The sequence below is a fragment of the Flavobacterium phragmitis genome (assembly GCF_900112575.1).
Taxonomy (GTDB): Bacteria; Bacteroidota; Bacteroidia; order Flavobacteriales; family Flavobacteriaceae; genus Flavobacterium; species Flavobacterium phragmitis.
This window is the reverse complement of sequence record NZ_FOMH01000013.1, coordinates 41,070-59,472: the sequence shown is the minus strand read 5'-3', so window position 1 is coordinate 59,472 and position 18,403 is coordinate 41,070. Positions and strand designations below refer to the sequence as shown.

The window sequence follows — 18,403 nt, the reverse complement described above, 5'->3', positions numbered from 1 at the left end:
AAAATGAAGAACAATCAAACATTATATTTAAAAATCGCCAAAATCATCGAAGACCAGATTCACAATGAAACTTTGGCACTTGGCGACAAACTGCCTTCTGTTCGAAGTGCACAGAAACTTTATAATGTTAGTTTAAATACTATTAAGCAATCCTATCTGGAACTGGAAAGTCGTTCACTTATAGAATCACGTCCAAAAATGGGCTATTATGTGAGTAAAAGTGCGCAACGCACAACGGCGCTTCCAACCATCGCCAGCATAAACAATCACGAAACCAAAAATACACCTGAAGAACTTATTGATAAAGTTTTCAGCACCATAGACAAATCTGACATCACACAGTTTGCGCTTGGATTGCCAGGAAAGAATTTCCTTCCTATTGCCAAACTTAACAAAGGAATCATCAATGCTGTCCGCAATAGAGCCGATGCAGGAACAGCCTACGAACCTGTTCAGGGATCAGAGAACCTCCGTCGTGCCATTGCAAAATGGGCACTTGTTATGGAGGGAAAAATCACCGAAGACGATCTTGTCATTACTTCCGGTGCCATGCACGCCGTGTACAATGCCTTGATGGCCGTAACTTCTCCCGGAGATAGTGTTGCTGTAGAAAGTCCTGCTTATTTTGGAATACTTCAGGCAATTAAAGCTTTAGGTTTAAAAGCGGTTGAAATTCCAACGCATCCTTTATACGGATTAGATCTTGATGCTTTAAAAAAGGTACTTCCAGAAATTAAAGCTTGTTGTTTTATTACCAATTTCAACAATCCGATGGGATTTCAAATGCCTGACGAGAATAAACGGGAATTGGTTAAATTGATAACACAGTACAATGTTCCGTTGATTGAAGATGATCTTTATGGCAATTTATATTTTGGTTCGGAGCGTCCAAAACCTTGTAAATTTTACGATGAAGCAGGCCTGGTTTTGTGGATTGGATCTGTTTCTAAAACTCTTGCGCCAGGATATAGGGTTGGGTGGATTGCACCAGGAAAATTTAAAGATAAAATCATTCGCCAAAAACTGGTGCAAACCGTCTGCAATTCTTCTTTGTTTTCGGATGTTATTGCTGACTTTCTGGAATATGGGCGTTACGATCATCATCTTAGAACTTTCAGGAATAAGCTCTACACCAATTATCTTCAGATCAATCGTGCCATGGAAAACTATTTTCCTGACAACACTAAAATTGCACAGCCAAAAGGTGGTTTTATGCTTTGGCTTGAATTGGACGAAAGAATATCAACAACAGAATTACATAATACTGCCTTATCACAAAAAATCAATTTTGCGCCTGGAAGAATTTTTTCGCAATACAATCAATACAATAATTGCATGCGACTTACTTATGCTATGGAATGGAATGATCGCGTAGAATCGGATTTAGAAAAATTAGGCAGAATAATAAAAAACAGCATTTAATATTATCATGAAAAACAACAATCAAATCGAAATAATAACTTACAGTCCTAAGTACAAAAAAAGTTTTAAGGATTTAAATATAGAATGGATTTCAAATTATTTTGAAGTTGAACCTAATGACATCAAAGCGCTGGATCATGCCGAAGAATATATTATAGCAAAAGGAGGCGAAATTTTTTCGGCTGTTTTAAATGAAGAAGTTTTAGGTGTTTGCGCTTTAATTAAAAGTGATAATGAAAATTATGATTACGAATTAGCTAAAATGGCTGTAAGTCCAAAAGCACAAGGAAAAGGCGTTGGATTGTTATTGGCACAATCAGCGATTCAATGGGCTTCTGAGATAGGTGCTTCTAAAATTTATCTGGAAAGCAATACTAAACTTCAGCCCGCAATTAAGCTTTATGAAAAACTAGGTTTTAAAGAAATTAAAGGTATTTCATCCAGTTACAATAGAGTTGATATTCAGATGATACTTACTCTTAACCCTTAATTTGAATTTTACTGGACTATTACATTAAAAGCAAAAGTGGACTATTTGAAATGTTTTGGATAAAAATATATTTGTAATGAATTTGAGAAACAAATGAATATACATATTATACAACACGAAACATACGAAGCTCCCGGTGCTTATTTGAATTGGGCAACAAAACGAAACTATAATGTATCTTTTTCTAAAGTCTATGAAAATGACAAACTACCGGATAATATCGATTTTATAGACTTGCTCATTGTGATGGGCGGGCCACAAAGTCCAAATACAACTCTCGAAGAATGTCCTCATTTTGATGCATTGGCTGAAATTACTTTAATCCAAAAATGTATTACTGCTAAAAAAGCTGTTGTAGGAGTTTGTCTGGGTTCACAATTAATTGGCGAAGCTTTTGGCTCAAAATTCAATCATAGTCCGGAAAAAGAAATTGGATTCTTCCCTATTTCTTTAACTGAAGACGGAATTAAAGATGAAAAAGTGAATCATTTTGGTTCCGTTTTAAACGTGGGACATTGGCATAATGATATGCCGGGTTTAACAAAAGAAAGCAAAATTCTGGCTGTAAGCGAAGGCTGCCCTGTTCAGATTGTTTCGTATTCTAATCTTGTGTATGGTTTTCAGTGTCATATGGAATTAACAACAGAAGTCGTTTCGCTTTTAATTGAAAGTGAAACCGATTTATTAGCTAAAAGCAAGCAATATCAATTTGTTCAAAATCCTGAAACCATTTTATCTTACGATTTCAGTGAAATAAATGAGAAGCTTTTCCAATTTCTCGATAAACTTACAGAAGCTTATAAAAGGTAGCATTCACTTCAAGAAAAGATTGCAAATCAGACAGAATAAAACGTGTGTCTAAAATGATATAAAAAAAGCCACAAATTCATTTGCTTATGATTTGTGGCTTTTCTATTTGTATTTAATCAAATCGGTGTTTGTATTTTTTGAATAAGGTATTCATAACCAAAAGCACCACTCCTACTCCCAATAAAACTAATGCCCTGATTAAGAAATCGGTATTGGAAAGATCAAAGAACATTAATCTTATAACGCATATTCCAACCAGCGAAAGCGAAACGTATCGGAAATACTTCTCTTTCAGCATAATTCCAAGAATTAACAACCCTAAAGATTCTAAAATCCAGAAGAACGTTAAAATTCCTTTGTCGAATGTGAGATATAAAAACAATCCAATACTAAAAGTTGCTGGATAAATAATGATACTGTTTTTGAATGGAAACTCTTCGATGAATTTGTAAACAATAAATACATACAATGCCAAAAGCGCAAATATAATCAGGTAAACATATTCGAATTTAGATTCAAAATAGTTGAAACTGACGAAAGCCAAATGAAAATTAGCCAATAAATAATAAACGATACTGATTTCTTTTTTACTGCCAATCTTTTTATAATAAAGCCAGGCATTTACAATCGCTGTTACCGCCCAAAATACTGGAAGCCATTTGTGTTCCAATTGCGAGAACATAATAATCGAAAGCCAAACATTTACCACAATTTGATAGTCGATTTGTAAGGATTTGATAAACTCTTTTTTGTGGATCAGGAAAGTCAAAACAATCAACAACACAACTGCCGAAAGCTGTAGAATCCAGTCTAAGAAAACAAAACTGTTTAGCTCTCTTATACTATAAAAAACGGAAGTCAAAATAGATAATGTTCCAACAGCTAAAACCGTTTCTGGAACCAATTCTACTTTTTTATATAAAATCAAAACAAAATTTAGAATTGCCAAAAGCATAAACAAAGTTGGCAAATAGCCAACCTCAACTTGAATAATCAGTAATACAATGATCCATAAATTCTGAATGACTGGCAAAATTGAAATAAACATTTTGCCTTCTTCTTTTGAAGTCTTGAGTTGCAGATAACTATAAATTGCAGAAAGCAATATCGCTCCCGTTTCTACTAAATAAATTAAGATTCTATTATCTTCATTTACTTCATAAACTGCCAAGTATAGACTTAGAACTATAGAAGCAATTAGCAATACAAAAGAATAAACATTATAACGCTTGATATTTTCTGTTTTTTGAAAAATCCAAAAAGTGATTAATGCTAAAACGCCTAAATAAACTGGGATGTAATTTATTTCAATACAAGAAAAACCAAAAACCAAAGCATTAAAAAGAATAAAATCAGAATTTAGAATATGGAAGTTTTTCCATCCTGATATTATTTCGTTCGATTTATTTCTGATTTTTGCAGCGAAGAAAATATAAACTTCGATTAAAGAAATACCAACGGCGGTTAATCCGATTTCTGTATTATTTAAGAATCTCGTATTGTACACAAACAACAAACTTCCGAATACCGAAAAAGCAAGACAAAAACCATATAGTAAGATTTGGTTGCCTACAGAAAGTCGTTTTTGCTTAAACTGTATCCATAAAAATTCATGATTTAATAAAGCGATTGCAAACAATCCGAAAATCTGGATAATAGTAGCCGATGTTAAATATTTGTACTCCGTCGAAACCAGTAAAGCATTTACACCAATAATTCCGATTGTTTTGACAATTGAATCGTCTTTGTAAAAAGATTTCACCAACCAGTTAAGCGTTATTACAGCGATAATTCCTAAAGCGAAAAGAATATCTAAATTTGATTTTTGTCCTACCAGAATCAAAGTTAATCCCACACCAATAGCAATTAATAAAAACACAAATCTTCCCAGATCAAAAGTGTTTGTTTTGAATTTGAATCGTAAAGCGCACCATAATAAAGCAACAAATACAATTGGATAATAAAATGAAATTTCAATAGTATGATACCAGCTTATAAAAAACAATATCGAGCACACAACAGAGAAAATTCCGTTTAAACTCAAGTTTTGTTTTGAAATAAAAGCATCAACTCCAAGAAATTCTTTTTTTACTGAACAAAAAACAGGAACCATCAATGATGTAATTACCAATACTATCAGCGTGGCAAAAATGTTTGTTATATAGGTTTGAACAAAAAACGGATTGATATGTGAAATAAAAAAGAGGAAAATAAACACACACAAAACATGATTGATCACTAAAAATATTTTATGCAGTAAAGCTTCGTTGTTTTTATAAACCACAAACAAGCAGGTAATAAGTAAAAAGTACAGACCACAAATAATAATATCGTAACCAATTTTCCAATCGTTAAGCATAATTATACTTAAAGAAAAAAGGATAAAAGAAACCATTCCGTCTAAATGATAGAGCCAAAAAATCTTTTTCTTTCTTGCAAAAAGTGTCGCAAAAAGACAAAGTATTCCTGCTACAAGCAAAACAAAAATTTTGATTTTACTTCCGGTAGAATGCAAAATCAAACCTGCGGCAAACAAAACCCAATTGGTTAAATGTGTAATAAAAGCGATTCTGTCAAAACGAGTATCGGCATAAATACTTCTGTACTGCATGTACATACAACTTACAGAAACTAAAATTATACCTATTATGGCAAAAAGATTTTCTGTCGCTGTCAAGGCATTTGCTCCCTGCGTAAACCAAATATCAAATATGATAAAACCTGAAATAACAATTAATAAATGATATTCCCATTTTTCTTTATAAGACAAAACAATTCCCGCTGTTGCAGTTAACGAAGCCAATAAAAATGTAATTAAGAGTTTCTCCGGAATTACACATAAAATTAAAATACTTAAAATCACATGAAGCGACAAAAAAGTCTGCTGTTTTATAATATAACCAACATATAAATTGATTGCAATTCCAAATCCAATAAGCGAATAAGCAATTGGAATGTTAGTAATAAAAGTCAATGCCGGAATTTGTGATGCTCCAAAACAGCCAAACAAAAATAAACTCGCTCCTGCACTGCGCAACCAAAGTCCCGTTTTAAACCATTTTTCCTTTTTCTCCAGAAAATAATACGATCCTACTAAAATTCCCGCATACAGCCAAAGAATCAAAATTCTAAACATTGGCGACACTTTCAAAGCAGTGTAGATACTTAAATAGCCAATTCCTAAAACCATAATTGCTGTTCCGAGAATTCCTGTCCAGTTTTCAACAAATTGCTGTTCGAGCTTTTTCATGAAAATGGAAAAAGCGCTTTCTACATAAACTTCTTCTTCACGAACCTGTGGTTCAGACTGTGATTCCAAAACACTAAACGAAGGAGTTTCTAAAACTTCTTCTAGTTCCGGAGTTTCTTTTTTATCTAAAACAGGAATAGATGCAGATTCGAAAGTTACCACTGGTTCAATGGATTCTTCAATAACCTCTTTTTCGTTTACGACAGCATCTTCACTAACCACAAATGATGGTATAGGAGAAAGAACTTCTTCCTGCGGTTCTAAAACGGATTCCGGTTCATTTACAACAGGCGGTAAATTTTCAGGAATAAAATTGGATTGTGAGAGTTGCTTTTTGATTTCGGCTAACTCATTTTTCAAAGTATTAAAATCGTCTCTGTTTTTTCTGTAAAGAGAATCCAGATGATCGTTTTCTTCTTTTAAGTTATTAAACTTATTAAACAAGACAACAATACAAACAATTAAGGCAAAAAGAATAAAATTCTCCATAGTTTAGGTTTTGGTTGGCGCTAATGTAGGAATTATTGGTTTAATTTAGTTTTCAAACAAAAAAGATTTCGTAATTGAAATCACTTTCTCTAAAAAAAAAGCTTTTAAAATTTTTCACAGCTAAAAAAACATTCAAGAAACTGTAACATTTTCCAATAACAGCGTCAAAATATAGAATTAAATTACGGTTCTTTGTAGCTTATTACATTCATAAGATAAGACTGCGTATTTTTGAATGCAATAATATTGAAACCAATGAGTTTAGATTAGTTAAAAACTGGTCGCGATATTTTCGTTATGGACAATAAAAAGTTTATTTTAAGTTTGAAAAAAGGTAATGAAGCGGCCTTCAAAGAGGTTTACTTCAATTACTATGATAAACTGATAAATATTGCCAGACGATTTAATCTTACGGTTCTTACACCAGATGATTTTGTCCAGGAAAGTCTTTTACGATTATACAACAAAAGAGAATTACTCAACGAAGATGTTTTGTTTGACAAGCAATTATACACCATTTGCAAAAACATTATCATCAATCACGTTAATAGAGAAAACAAAATCGTACAGCTTGATCCTTTTCAGGTTGACATTTTAGACGAAGAAACCGATTCAGGAATTTTTGAAGAAAGACAAGAAAAACTGCAAAACTTCATCAATCAGCTTCCTGAACAGCAACAAAAAATATTTACACTACACAAACTGGAAAACCTTAGCTATAAGGAGATTGCAGAAAGGACGGATCTTTCTGAAAAGACCATCGCCAATCATATTTATCTTGCCAGTAAATTTATTCGAAAAAAAATCGAAAACCATTAGGAACTTTTTTGTTCTCGTTTGTTATCTATAAAAACAAGAACAAAAAAATGCACATTGAAGCTTATAAAACCAATGTTAGAACTAAAAAAGACGCGAGTTTAATTGTTGCTCTTTTACAGTTTGTTATTTCTGATTGTATCATAAATTTTGATTTCACAAAAAGAGAAAGAATTCTAAGAATCGAAACCAACCGAGAAATCAAGGAAATGGTTTATGGTGTTTTTAATAAACAAGGATTTTATTGTAAAAAGATTTAATGCCGAAGAAAATGGAAAAGGAAAATTTTGATGACGAGTTCGAAAAACTATGGAAGGAAACTCCAGCTTCACATTCAGATGAAATAAAAAAAGCTTCTTGGGATGAATTTCATTCGAAAGCATTTGGAGAAAAGAAACGCAAATCACAGCCTTGGCGTTATCTCGCGGCTGCGTCTGTATTGCTTTTTGTGCTTATTGGAACTGGAATTTATTTCAATAATAAGCCTTTGGAAGAAAACACAATTGCATCAACTGAAAATGTAATTGAAAATACTACATCAAAAATTAAATATGTGGTCCTTCCAGACAGTTCGAAAGTAGAATTGAGTCCAAATTCCAGAATTTCTTATGGCAATAATTTTGCTTTAAACAGAAAAATTCAAATTGACGGTGAAGCTTATTTTAAAGTCAAAAAAGACAAACAGCATCCGTTTCAGGTTTTTTGCGATGAAACTACCACTACGGTTTTAGGAACATCCTTTATTGTAAAAGAATCTGAAAATGAACAAATAACGGTTGAACTTTTTGAAGGAAGCGTTCAAATGAATGTAAAAGGGCAGGATCAAAAATGGATTTTAAAACCAGGCGAGAAATTCACATACGGCAATCAAACTGCTTCGGTAACCGAATTCAGCCGTTTTGTTGATTTTGAAAACGAAAAACTAACGAACCTCAACCATTATATTGAGGAAAACTATGGTCATAAAGTGATAATTCCAACTCAATATCTGAATCAGAAAATCACAATCCGAATCAATAAAAAAGAAGATTTAAAAACAATTGTACAATTAATATCAGAAATGTATAACCTAAACTTTGAAATAAATGAAGATTTAAAGCAGATTACTTTTCAGTAGAAAAGAAAAAAGGATGTAAGCCGCGAAACTCCACATCCTCCTCATATTCAGGATAACACGAGGTTATTCCAGTTAATAATTATTCAAAAATACAAAATTTCATGAAGCATATAATTTCAGCATGCTTTTTTTTATTCAGTTTATGTATGACCGCTCAGAGCGTTACAGTAACTGTAGATCAAAATGTAACTTTAAAAGAATTCTTTAAGCAAATTGAAAATCAAATCGATTATAAATTTGCCTTTACAGATCAAATTGACACCAATAAAAAATACTTTAATCAAAAGACTACTTTTAAGCAGACTGATATTGAAAAGCTTATTTCGGAACTAAACAAAACGGCATCTGTGCAATTTTCGATAGTGGGCAATAATATTTTTGTAAAACAGAAATCTCAAACAACTAAACCGGCTAAAAAAAAAAGCAAGTTAAGCGGACACATATTTGACAATGAAAAGCAACCTGTTATTGGCGCCAATGTTTACATTAAAGAACTGGAAACTGGCGTTGTAACTGATGTTAACGGAAAATACAGCATGGAAGTTCCAAACGGCAGCTATACTGTTCAGGTAAGTTATGTTGGATTTAAAAATGAGGAAAAACGTGTTACTGTTTCTGATGATACTAAAATCAATTTCAACATAGATTCTGACAGCCAGCAGTTGGGAGAAGTGATTGTGATGAATAATAAAGCTGCTGACATCAAAACAACTCAAATGAGTGTCAACAAGCTTTCGATGCAGGAAATCAAAAAGATTCCAGTTGCCATGGGAGAACCAGATCCTTTAAAATCCATTCTGACTTTGCCTGGAGTTACCAATGCTGGAGAAGCTTCTTCAGGATTTAATGTCCGGGGCGGTGCTGCCGATCAGAATTTGATTCTTTTGGATGGCGCTCCTGTTTATGCTGACTCGCACATGTTTGGTTTCTTTTCTATTTTCAATGCTGATATCGTAAACGGTTTAGATTTATATAAAGGAGGAATTCCGTCTAAATTTGGAGGCCGTGTTTCTTCTGTTTTGGATGTAGCACAACAAACAGGAGATTTTGAAGAATATAAAGTAAATGGAGGAATCGGAATTATTTCGAGTCGCCTTTTGGTTCAAGGACCAATACAAAAAGAGAAAAGTTCGTTCATCCTTTCCGGACGTGCTTCGTATGCGCATTTGTTCATGAAACTGGCGGACAATAACAACTCCGCCATGTTTTATGATTTAAATGCAAAAATAAACCACCGTTTTAATGCCAATAATACGTTGTCTTTTTCTGGTTATTTTGGAAATGATTTGTTTGATATCAACGATCGTTTTGCAAGTACTTACGGAAGCACAATGGGTATTTTGAGCTGGAAACATAAATTCTCTGATCGTTTAAACAGTAATTTATCAGGTTTTTACAGCGACTACAGATTTAATCTTGAAATTCCGATCGAAAGTTTTAAATGGGACAGCAATATTCAGAGCTACGGATTGAAATACAATTGGAATTACCAGCAGTCTGAAAAGTTCAAAATTAACTATGGTATTGACGGTTTGTATTATAATTTTAATCCGGGAGTTGTACAGCCAACTACTTCAGACTCTCAGTTCAATTACAAACAATTAGATAAAAAATATGCTCTGGAAGCTTCTGCTTTTATCGATTTTGAAAACCAAATTACAGAAAAACTGAATTTCCGATACGGACTTCGTTACAGTTCATTTTATCGTTTAGGGCCAGAACCAATCAGTACTTACGAAAATGGTCAGGCAGTTGTTTACAATCCGTTATATAAAATTTACGAAGAAGGTACTCCAACAGGAACCATCAATTACAAAAAAGGACAGGCAATCAGTACTTTTAATAATTTTGAACCGAGAGCCGCCTTGTCTTATGCTTTTAATGACGAAACTTCTATAAAAGCGAGTTACAACAGAATGGCACAGTACATTCACATTTTGTCGAACACACAATCTCCGTTACCAATGAGCATCTGGACGCCAAGCGGGCCGTTTACAAAACCACAGCTTTTGGATCAATATGCGATGGGTTATTTCAGAAATTTCAAAGACGGCGATTACTCTTTAGAAACCGAATTATTTTATAAAAATGTCCAAAATCGTATTGATTATATTGACGGAGCTGATGTCTTGGCTAACAATAATATTGAACAGGTAATTCTAAACGGAAAAGCCAGATCTTATGGAATGGAATTGTTATTCAGAAAAAATGTTGGTGTTTTCACAGGATGGATTTCTTATACTTTATCTAGAGCCGAACAAAAAACACCAGGAAGAACAGCTGAAGAACCAGGTGTTGCAAATGGCGAATGGTATTTATCTGGTTATGATAAACTGCATAATTTAAGCATTGTAGGAAGTTACGAATTGAATCCGAAATGGTCTTTTAATGGTAATTTCACTTTGCAATCTGGTCAGCCTGTAACTTATGCAAATGGCTATTATGAAATGGGAGGCATTCATGTTCCAAATTATTCTTTGAGAAACGATAACAGATTACCACTTTTCCATCACTTAGATCTTGCGGCGACTTATACTCCAAAACCAGACAAAAAGAAAGGATGGCAAAGCTATTGGGTTTTCAGTCTTTACAATGTTTACAACAGAAAAAATGCTGCTTCAGTAAGTTTTACAACCAATGAAGATACAGGAGCAAACGAAACCAGAAGACTTTCTATTTTCGGAATTGTACCTGGGGTTTCTTATAATTTTAAATTTTAATGCTATGAATAAATTGAAAAAAAATTGGGTAATGAATAGAGCACTGGCATTAATAAGTCTTCTTTTTGTTTTTTCTTTTGCTTCGTGCGAAGATGTAGTAAATCTTGATCTAGAAACAGGCGAAACCAAATTGGTCGTTGATGCTGAAATTTTATGGAAAAAAGGGACAAGCGGAAATGAACAAACGATAAAAATCAGTAAAACGGCTCCTTATTATAGTGGCTCAACGCCAAAGGTTTCCGGCGCGCAGGTTAGAGTAGAAAACAGCAATGGGGATGTTTTTACTTTTAATGAAACGGAAGCCGGAGTTTACAAATGCACCAATTTTGTTCCTGTAATTGACATGGAGTATAAATTGTTTGTAACTGCCGAAGGTCAAAGTTATACCGCAACAGAAAAACTAACTTCTGCTACTCCAATTAATAAAGTAGAACAGAAAATTGTTCCTGATTTTGGAGGAGAAGATGTAATCGAATTGACTTTTTATTACAACGATCCTGCAGATCAAATCAATTTTTATGTAACCGATTATCAAAGCGAATTTTTGATTTATCCGGAATACGAAATTACAAATGATGAGTTTTATAACGGAAATGAAATCAGCACCAGATATTCTCACGAAGATATGAAAGCTGGAAATACGGTAAGAATTACGCATAGAGGGGTTTCTAAAAACTTCTTCAATTACTGGAAATTAATTCTGGAAGCTTCAAACTCCAATCCTTTTCAGGTTCCACCAGGAAATATTAGAGGAAATATCATCAATACTACCGATGCTAATAACACCGCTTTTGGTTATTTCAGACTTTGCGAAGCGGATCAGGTTGACTATTTGGTAAAATAATCTTTAAATTCAATATTACATTCCGCAGGAATGTTTCATTGGTAGAAAAAAATGGCAACGGGTAAATTTACGTTCCGTAGGAACGTTTGAGACATCGAATGGTAAAAAATGATGCCCAAACCAAACGTTCCTACGGAACGTAAAATAATAATGACCATATAATTTTTCTAGCGATGAGATGTTCCTACGGATCAAATAATATCTGATCCTATTTTATCCAGCCAGTCTTTTTTCGCCATTCCTCCATTTCCAGTTTTCTTTTTTCAAAGTCTATTGGTCGCAATTGATTTTCATCTTTCACTCTTTTTCTCATAATTTTGATTTGTTCTTCCAAGGTATTGAAACCAATTTGTTTTCTTCTTTCGTTTACCTTGGTTAAATCATCAAAGGAATTCGGGCTCATTTCACCGTTTTCATCCCAGTCAAATTGAGTTCCGTACAACTGAGGTTTCCCTTCGAAAACGGCAATTCGATCTGTCAGATAAGCTAGATTTATTGGATCTGCTTTATTTTCATTAACCGCTTTTTCTAATTCTTTGGCACACTTTCGCATAAAATCGGGTTGTGCAATTGCATGCTGTATTATAATCCACGCACTTTGGCTGGCTTCTTCCCCAACTTTATCAATTGACGGATAACCAATTTGACTTATTATAACTTCTAATTCCTTTGCGTTTTTATTATGCAGTTTTTCCATTTCTGGATTATATCCTTCCGAAAGTTTTCCGTTTTGAATGAGTTTTTCCCTCAATTCAAAATCGGCGTTCTTTAGTTCTATTATTTTTTGGGCTATGTCTTGATACATTACGTTTCTCCCTTATTTTAAAATCTTCCCACTCGTTCTTTTAGCAATTTAAAATACTTCTCTTTCATCTCTTCAGACAAAAATGAAATTTCAATTAACTCGTTCCATTTTTCAACATTATCAAACATTTTTTTAATAATCTGCTCAATAATCTTATCATTTAATCCTAATCTTTCTTTTGCAAAATAATCAATCAAATCAACAGCTTTAAAATTACTTTTCTTTCCTTTTAATTTTAAAGCCATTTCTTCCTGCGGATTTTTTATAGCAATGGACGAATTTAGAAAATCATAAGCTGGTGCTAGAGTCGTTTTACCCGATTTTGTAATCAATGAAAAGTTTTTCAAATGCATGTCTTCATTACCTGTTATAAAACAGAATAATATTCTTTTAAAAAGTTCAGCTTTTTCAATTGAAGGAAATGTGCAGAAATCATCCAAAACTTTTACAATTTTCTCCATCGTAAAATTATACTTGGTATCTCTTGTACTTCCTGTTAACTGAGCAAAATCCTCTGTAGCAAATTTTCTGCCTTTACTGTAACGATCAAATCTTTTTATGAAATATGATTTTGAATTGTCTTTAGAATAAACCAATCCATGAAATGGCACTTCGATTCCATAAAGTTTTGCCATACGCATAGTAAGATCTTCATTCTCTGGTAGCTCAGGAAAAATATCACTTTGAGGTTTGATAATGAAATTTCCAAACTGATCTACGATTTCGAATTGTTCTTTTTTAATGGACAAAACAGCACTCGATTTAGGCTGAACACCTTGTATAGAAAATTTACTGGCTCTATTAACCGCTTCTTGTCTCTGCTCTGATGCAGAAAAAGGAAGATTATGAAAAGAAGTTAATTTAGGAGAAAGCAGTTTTAAACCTTTACTACTGTATAATCCATCTCCACATAATTCATATGTTATTGGGCACCTATTCATAATCAACTTCTTTTACTGTTACCGCTCCCACTAAATCGCTTCCAGTTGCAATAAGTTGCGAAAAATAATCTTTCCTGTCTATTTTATTTATCTTTAAAAGACCTTCCAACATTATTCCTTCTGGCAGTAATCCCTCGAAAAATGGAGGAAAATTCAAGAATGAATATTTTTTATGGGCAATGGGCATAGTAAGTGAAACTGGCTCAGCCGAATAATCTTCATCGTATTCAAATACATAACTGCCATTTCCTTCTTCCAAAAGCTCACCTGCTTTTACATTATGTACATAAACAATTGCTTTTCTCATTTCTTATTTTTTTAGCGGACTCCTAAATTGCACTTCAATATTTAAAACATTCAGAATCGCTTTTAGACTATCCCATCTCACAGATTCTTTATTTTTTTCAACATCAAATACAGTCGTTTTTCCTATACCTGCTAAATTTGCTAATTCAAGCTGTGTTAATCCTGCAGTTTTACGATGCTCTTTAATTAATTGTCCTAAATTAAAATCATTCATAATTACCGTTTTAACAGTAAATATATTGATTTTTTAAACACAAAAAATGAAATAGAGATATTTTTACCATTTTTTACCGCTATAACAGTAAAAACACACGTTAAACAATCTTTTTTTATTCTTTTCAATCTGATTAATGAATATTTACTGCTACAACAGTAAAAAAGAAAAACCTTCAAAATCATTTCTGACTTTGAAGGTTTTTCAACTCTATTTAAACTATTAACTTATTTATATTCTTTCTCTTTTTGAGCATACCAATCTTTCATCACATAAAAAGCTTTCTTTTTTATTCCCTGATCCGAGATTAATCCTTTACGGTTGAAGAAATCCTGAATGTTTGGCAACTGTCTTCTTGGAGATCTAAAGTCAACTAGAATCCAAGGAGAAACTCCTGCCAAGCCTTCAATTCTATTAAACATTTGTGTATTCTGAATGTATAATTCTTCCTGATATTCTTCGTTCCAACGTTCTTTTTTATCTCCGTGCAAACCTTGTAAAGCTTCGCCTCCAAATTCGCTGATGATAACCGGTTTATTGTATGGGATTACCCATTGCATGTCTTTGCAAGATTCGTTTGTTCCTCTATACCAGCCTAAATATTGATTAAAACTTACAATGTCCACAAACTCATTCATATTATCATGAAGTGTATTTACGTTATTTGGACTTTTGGTCACTTCCATCGCCATACTAATTAAACGGGTATTATCTTGCGTGCGCGCATATTTAGCCAATTTGCTTAGAAAAATATCTCTTTCGTCACTATGTGGTGTTTCGTTTGCAATTGACCAAATCACGATACCACAACGGTTTTTATCTCTGTAAATCATGTCGTGCAATTGGCGTTCTGCATTGGCATATGTATCCGGATTTGTCCATGAAATTGTCCAATAAACCGGAACTTCAGACCAAATCATAATTCCCATTTTCTCAGCTTGTCTAACCATATTTTCGTTGTGTGGATAATGCGCCAGACGAACATAATTACAGCCTAATTCTTTTGCCCAGTTCAATAAGGTAATGGCATCGTCTTCTGACCAGGCTCTTCCTGATCTAAAAGGCGCTTCTTCGTGAATACTGATGCCTCGTAAAAAGACTTTTTTTCCGTTTAAAAGAATCTCTTTCCCTTTGGTTTCAATAGTTCTAAAACCAATTTGATCTGCGATATTTTCATCGGCTTTAGAAATGGTTACCTCATATAATTTTGGTTTTTCTGGCGTCCATAAAACTGGATTGGCTTTTATTTCAAAATATGCCAATCCTTTTGCATCTGTAATAATGTTCTTTTTGATTTTCAATTCAGGAATAGAAACCGAAACAGATTGGTTTGCTGTTTCACTATTCAATTTTATCCAGCCAGAGATTTTTCCTTTTTCTTTTTTATCCAATTGAACCAAATAATCTTCGATATAAGTATTCGGAACCTGAGCCAAAGTCACATCTCTTGTGATTCCGCCATAATTCCACCAATCCATATTTACTGTTGGCACATTATCTTTATGGCGTTTGTTATCTACTTTTACAACTACAAAATTATTTCCGTCAACTAATAAATCGGTTACATCAAAATTAAAAGGCGTGTAACCGCCAACATGCGTTCCTGCTAATTTTCCGTTTACGTAGACTTTTGCGTCATAATTGACTGCTCCAAAATGAAGAATCCTTTTGGTTTTAGAATCTTTTTTATAATTAAAGTCTTTCTGAAACCAAACCGTTCCTTCATAAAAAAACAACCTTTCGTCTTTGCTGTTCCAATCAGACGGAATATCCATTGTGGCAGAAGTAGCGAAATTATATTCGGTTAAATCTGTGGTATTCCATTTTTTGTTTTCGAAAAATCCGTTGTTTTTAAAAGGCATTAAGCGGTAATCGTAATATCCATTTTCCAACGGATCTACGATATAACTCCATTTTCCGTTTAAGGTAATATTGTTTCGGGCGGCAATATTGGAAACTAATGGAACTTCCTGTGCTATGGCTTTTCCCATCAATAGAAAAGTACAACACAGCATTACAATTTTTTTCATAGTTTTTATTTTTAATTATATGATTTAATTCAGTAGCTGTATGAGGACACTGATTAAACGGATTCGTTATCACGAAGACGCGGATAAAAACGGATTTTTTTAATAAAATAAAAACTGTTTTTTTCTGCGCTTTTGCGAGTGCAAATCTGTTTTATCCGCGTTCTATTTACGCAAACTAATTTATCTGCTGATCTGCTAAATCTGTGGCGAAAATTTCTCTCGCAGATTTGGCAGATTATGCAGATTTTATTTTTTTAACACATAGAAACATAGATTTTCTTTGTGTAGAAAAAGACGTTTCACTTGCATAAATGCACATCGCTAGATTTTATCTCCTGATCTGCTAAATCTGCTGGCTGATATTTCTCTCGCAGATTTGGCAGATTAAGCAGATTTTATTTTTTAAACACATAGAAACATAGTCTACTTTGAGCATAAAAGGCGTTTCACTTTTATAAATACACATAGCCGGATTTTACTAACAAAGTTTAGCTATGTGTTAGAAACTAGTTTCTTTTAGTATCCTTTATTAAGTCTAAAAAATCTATGTTTCTATGTGTTTATAAAAATTACATTTTATCAAAATAACGCGTCAGCTCGTAAGCATTATCATTAATCACTTTCATCTCTTTTAATAAGGGCTGATAGGGTTCAAAATTACTGTTCACAATTCCTTTGTTGGAATCTCGGTTGGAATAATCGGTGCTTAAATCCTGTGGATCATTATCCATATATTTGAACCAATGCCAGCCTACAGAATTTTTATTTTTCAGTAATTCTAAAGTGAAATTCTGGTAAAAAAGTCCTCTTTCTTTTTGTGTTCTAACTAGCCATCCTGCGCCTGTATTATTGGGCAAACCTGAATCTTCTCCTTTAGTGTACCATTCTGTAATCAGAAACGGTTTTCCCGACCATTCGCCCCAATTGTTCATTAAATCCTGACTTGGTTCCCATTTTCTGTAATGATTGATGGAAATAATATCCATGTACTTTCCTGCCACTTTAAAAATCTCCGGATTGGTCAATTCCTGTTCTTTATCCTGATTGAAACGGCATCCTAAATACATGTGGTTTGGGTCTGCTTTTCGAAGCGCATCAGTTACTTTTTTCATATATGTTTCAAAATAAAAAGCCGTAAATGCCATTCGGTCTTCCTGAGTGATATCAGATGCAGAAGCATTAAAACCTTTTCTTTTATCCAACCATTCTTTTGCAGCGATATAACCCTGCTCATCTTTGGCCAATAAAGTTAAATGTTTATCTAATGCGTCGTTATACCAAGGCAGTTCATTATCAGTAAAATAACCCATCAAATACTTATCATTTTTGTACTGAGTAACCTCTTTTACCGATTTTTCGATGTAGGCATCAAATTCTTTATCAAAAACCATAACCAAGTCAAAGCGGTAATTTTGCCAGCTCGCTTCTTTATATTTTCCTCCGTATTTTTTAATATGATCAGCATGATACATTCCCATAGGAGAAATTATCACAGTATAAACCAGCGGATTTTCAGCATTTCGAACCAAATCAACATTTGACCATGCTCCTACGCCATTAAATCCGTTATCGCGAAGTAGTTTTGATTCCTGTTTTACCCAGTTTTCTTTGCTTCCGTATTTTTTATCAAAAGCTTTCTGCTGATTTACCGAACGTCCTGCGTTAAAAACTGCAACACCCTTAAAAATATACGGATATCCCTCTGGATCGATAATCCACCATCTGTTGTCTACTTTTTCTGTTCTGAAAAATCCTGTTGCTTCTTTCTGCCACATTTTAGAACTGCCGTAAATCGAACCTGGCAATTGCTTTTTTATTTTAAATCCAGGTAGTTTATCAATAGTTTTCGCATCATAAGCCACCCATTTTGGATCTAAAGCATTTTGCCTGGCTTCGACTTTTTGATAGGTGATTTTATTCTGAGCATTTAACGACATTAAACTTGTAAAACAGAATAATACGCAAATGGAATGTTTCTTTAAATTCATTTTTAATTATTTTTTTTGAGAGGAAATAGCAGCTCTAATTTTTAACACATAGAAACATAGATTTATTTTGACTATAAAAGGCGTTTTACCTGCATAAATGCACATAGCTAGATTTTATTTTCTGCTATTTCTCTCGCAGATTTGGCAGATGGTGCAGATTT

The 18,403-nt window shown here is 33.4% G+C and carries 15 protein-coding genes; 8 read left to right on the top strand and 7 right to left on the bottom strand.

What is annotated here, in order from left to right; all coding sequences use genetic code 11:
• Positions 1-3 precede the first annotated feature (3 nt).
• The 3 genes from BM289_RS21040 (at position 4) to BM289_RS21030 (ending at position 2,722) form a co-directional block, all read left to right on the top strand.
• Positions 4-1,422: an aminotransferase-like domain-containing protein gene (locus tag BM289_RS21040; RefSeq protein ID WP_091497523.1), complete on the top strand. Its 1,419-nt coding sequence runs from the start codon at positions 4-6 to the stop codon at positions 1,420-1,422.
• 7 nt (positions 1,423-1,429) lie between these two features.
• On the top strand, positions 1,430-1,912 hold the full coding sequence (locus BM289_RS21035; protein WP_091497258.1) for a GNAT family N-acetyltransferase: 483 nt from the start codon (positions 1,430-1,432) through the stop codon (positions 1,910-1,912).
• A 93-nt stretch (positions 1,913-2,005) separates the two neighbouring features.
• Positions 2,006-2,722: a type 1 glutamine amidotransferase gene (locus BM289_RS21030; RefSeq protein ID WP_091497255.1), complete on the top strand. Its 717-nt coding sequence runs from the start codon at positions 2,006-2,008 to the stop codon at positions 2,720-2,722.
• A 112-nt stretch (positions 2,723-2,834) separates the two neighbouring features.
• On the opposite strand, the gene BM289_RS21025 is transcribed toward BM289_RS21030, so the two are convergent.
• Entirely contained in the window at positions 2,835-6,461 is a 3,627-nt protein-coding gene (locus tag BM289_RS21025; protein WP_091497252.1) for a DUF2339 domain-containing protein, read from the bottom strand.
• A gap of 297 nt (positions 6,462-6,758) precedes the next feature.
• Here BM289_RS21025 and BM289_RS21020 point away from each other — a divergent pair, with 297 nt between their 5' ends.
• The 5 genes from BM289_RS21020 (at position 6,759) to BM289_RS21000 (ending at position 11,958) form a co-directional block, all read left to right on the top strand.
• Positions 6,759-7,280, top strand: coding sequence for an RNA polymerase sigma factor (locus BM289_RS21020; RefSeq protein ID WP_091497250.1), 522 nt, complete (start codon positions 6,759-6,761; stop codon positions 7,278-7,280).
• Positions 7,281-7,327: 47 nt separating this feature from the next.
• Positions 7,328-7,537, top strand: a complete 210-nt coding sequence (locus BM289_RS21015) for a hypothetical protein (RefSeq protein ID WP_091497248.1) — start codon at positions 7,328-7,330, stop codon at positions 7,535-7,537.
• 11 nt (positions 7,538-7,548) lie between these two features.
• Positions 7,549-8,394, top strand: a complete 846-nt coding sequence (locus tag BM289_RS21010; RefSeq protein ID WP_091497520.1) for a FecR family protein — start codon at positions 7,549-7,551, stop codon at positions 8,392-8,394.
• A gap of 101 nt (positions 8,395-8,495) precedes the next feature.
• A complete protein-coding gene (locus tag BM289_RS21005) occupies positions 8,496-11,114 on the top strand; it encodes a carboxypeptidase-like regulatory domain-containing protein (RefSeq protein ID WP_091497245.1) in 2,619 nt (872 codons plus the stop codon).
• Positions 11,115-11,118: 4 nt separating this feature from the next.
• Positions 11,119-11,958: a DUF4249 domain-containing protein gene (locus tag BM289_RS21000; protein WP_167365475.1), complete on the top strand. Its 840-nt coding sequence runs from the start codon at positions 11,119-11,121 to the stop codon at positions 11,956-11,958.
• A 208-nt stretch (positions 11,959-12,166) separates the two neighbouring features.
• Here BM289_RS21000 and BM289_RS20995 read toward each other — a convergent pair whose 3' ends face one another.
• The 6 genes from BM289_RS20995 to BM289_RS20970 all read right to left on the bottom strand — a co-directional run bounded on the left by BM289_RS20995 (position 12,167) and on the right by BM289_RS20970 (position 18,242).
• The gene (locus tag BM289_RS20995) at positions 12,167-12,763 is read right to left on the bottom strand and encodes a DUF6624 domain-containing protein (protein ID WP_091497240.1); all 597 of its coding nucleotides are present in this window, start codon (positions 12,761-12,763) and stop codon (positions 12,167-12,169) included.
• A gap of 17 nt (positions 12,764-12,780) precedes the next feature.
• Positions 12,781-13,704 (bottom strand): HipA domain-containing protein, encoded by a 924-nt coding sequence (locus tag BM289_RS20990; protein WP_091497237.1) that lies wholly within the window; start codon positions 13,702-13,704, stop codon positions 12,781-12,783.
• On the bottom strand, positions 13,697-14,011 hold the full coding sequence (locus BM289_RS20985; RefSeq protein ID WP_091497234.1) for a HipA N-terminal domain-containing protein: 315 nt from the start codon (positions 14,009-14,011) through the stop codon (positions 13,697-13,699). Before BM289_RS20985 ends, BM289_RS20990 begins: the two co-directional genes overlap by 8 nt.
• A 3-nt stretch (positions 14,012-14,014) precedes the next feature.
• Positions 14,015-14,224: a helix-turn-helix domain-containing protein gene (locus BM289_RS20980; RefSeq protein ID WP_091497232.1), complete on the bottom strand. Its 210-nt coding sequence runs from the start codon at positions 14,222-14,224 to the stop codon at positions 14,015-14,017.
• 227 nt (positions 14,225-14,451) lie between these two features.
• Positions 14,452-16,254 carry a glycoside hydrolase family 2 protein gene (locus tag BM289_RS20975; protein WP_091497229.1) on the bottom strand — a complete coding sequence of 601 codons (1,803 nt, stop codon included), beginning with the start codon at positions 16,252-16,254 and terminating at the stop codon, positions 14,452-14,454.
• 569 nt (positions 16,255-16,823) lie between these two features.
• Positions 16,824-18,242, bottom strand: coding sequence for a hypothetical protein (locus tag BM289_RS20970; RefSeq protein ID WP_091497227.1), 1,419 nt, complete (start codon positions 18,240-18,242; stop codon positions 16,824-16,826).
• Positions 18,243-18,403 lie beyond the last annotated feature (161 nt).

Coding starts and splice junctions, on each gene's coding strand:
- BM289_RS21040 (WP_091497523.1), top strand. CDS start 4: ATGAAGAACAATCAAACATTATATTTAAAAATCGCCAAAATCATCGAA.
- BM289_RS21035 (WP_091497258.1), top strand. CDS start 1,430: ATGAAAAACAACAATCAAATCGAAATAATAACTTACAGTCCTAAGTAC.
- BM289_RS21030 (WP_091497255.1), top strand. CDS start 2,006: ATGAATATACATATTATACAACACGAAACATACGAAGCTCCCGGTGCT.
- BM289_RS21025 (WP_091497252.1), bottom strand. CDS start 6,461: ATGGAGAATTTTATTCTTTTTGCCTTAATTGTTTGTATTGTTGTCTTG.
- BM289_RS21020 (WP_091497250.1), top strand. CDS start 6,759: ATGGACAATAAAAAGTTTATTTTAAGTTTGAAAAAAGGTAATGAAGCG.
- BM289_RS21015 (WP_091497248.1), top strand. CDS start 7,328: ATGCACATTGAAGCTTATAAAACCAATGTTAGAACTAAAAAAGACGCG.
- BM289_RS21010 (WP_091497520.1), top strand. CDS start 7,549: ATGGAAAAGGAAAATTTTGATGACGAGTTCGAAAAACTATGGAAGGAA.
- BM289_RS21005 (WP_091497245.1), top strand. CDS start 8,496: ATGAAGCATATAATTTCAGCATGCTTTTTTTTATTCAGTTTATGTATG.
- BM289_RS21000 (WP_167365475.1), top strand. CDS start 11,119: ATGAATAAATTGAAAAAAAATTGGGTAATGAATAGAGCACTGGCATTA.
- BM289_RS20995 (WP_091497240.1), bottom strand. CDS start 12,763: ATGTATCAAGACATAGCCCAAAAAATAATAGAACTAAAGAACGCCGAT.
- BM289_RS20990 (WP_091497237.1), bottom strand. CDS start 13,704: ATGAATAGGTGCCCAATAACATATGAATTATGTGGAGATGGATTATAC.
- BM289_RS20985 (WP_091497234.1), bottom strand. CDS start 14,011: ATGAGAAAAGCAATTGTTTATGTACATAATGTAAAAGCAGGTGAGCTT.
- BM289_RS20980 (WP_091497232.1), bottom strand. CDS start 14,224: ATGAATGATTTTAATTTAGGACAATTAATTAAAGAGCATCGTAAAACT.
- BM289_RS20975 (WP_091497229.1), bottom strand. CDS start 16,254: ATGAAAAAAATTGTAATGCTGTGTTGTACTTTTCTATTGATGGGAAAA.
- BM289_RS20970 (WP_091497227.1), bottom strand. CDS start 18,242: ATGAATTTAAAGAAACATTCCATTTGCGTATTATTCTGTTTTACAAGT.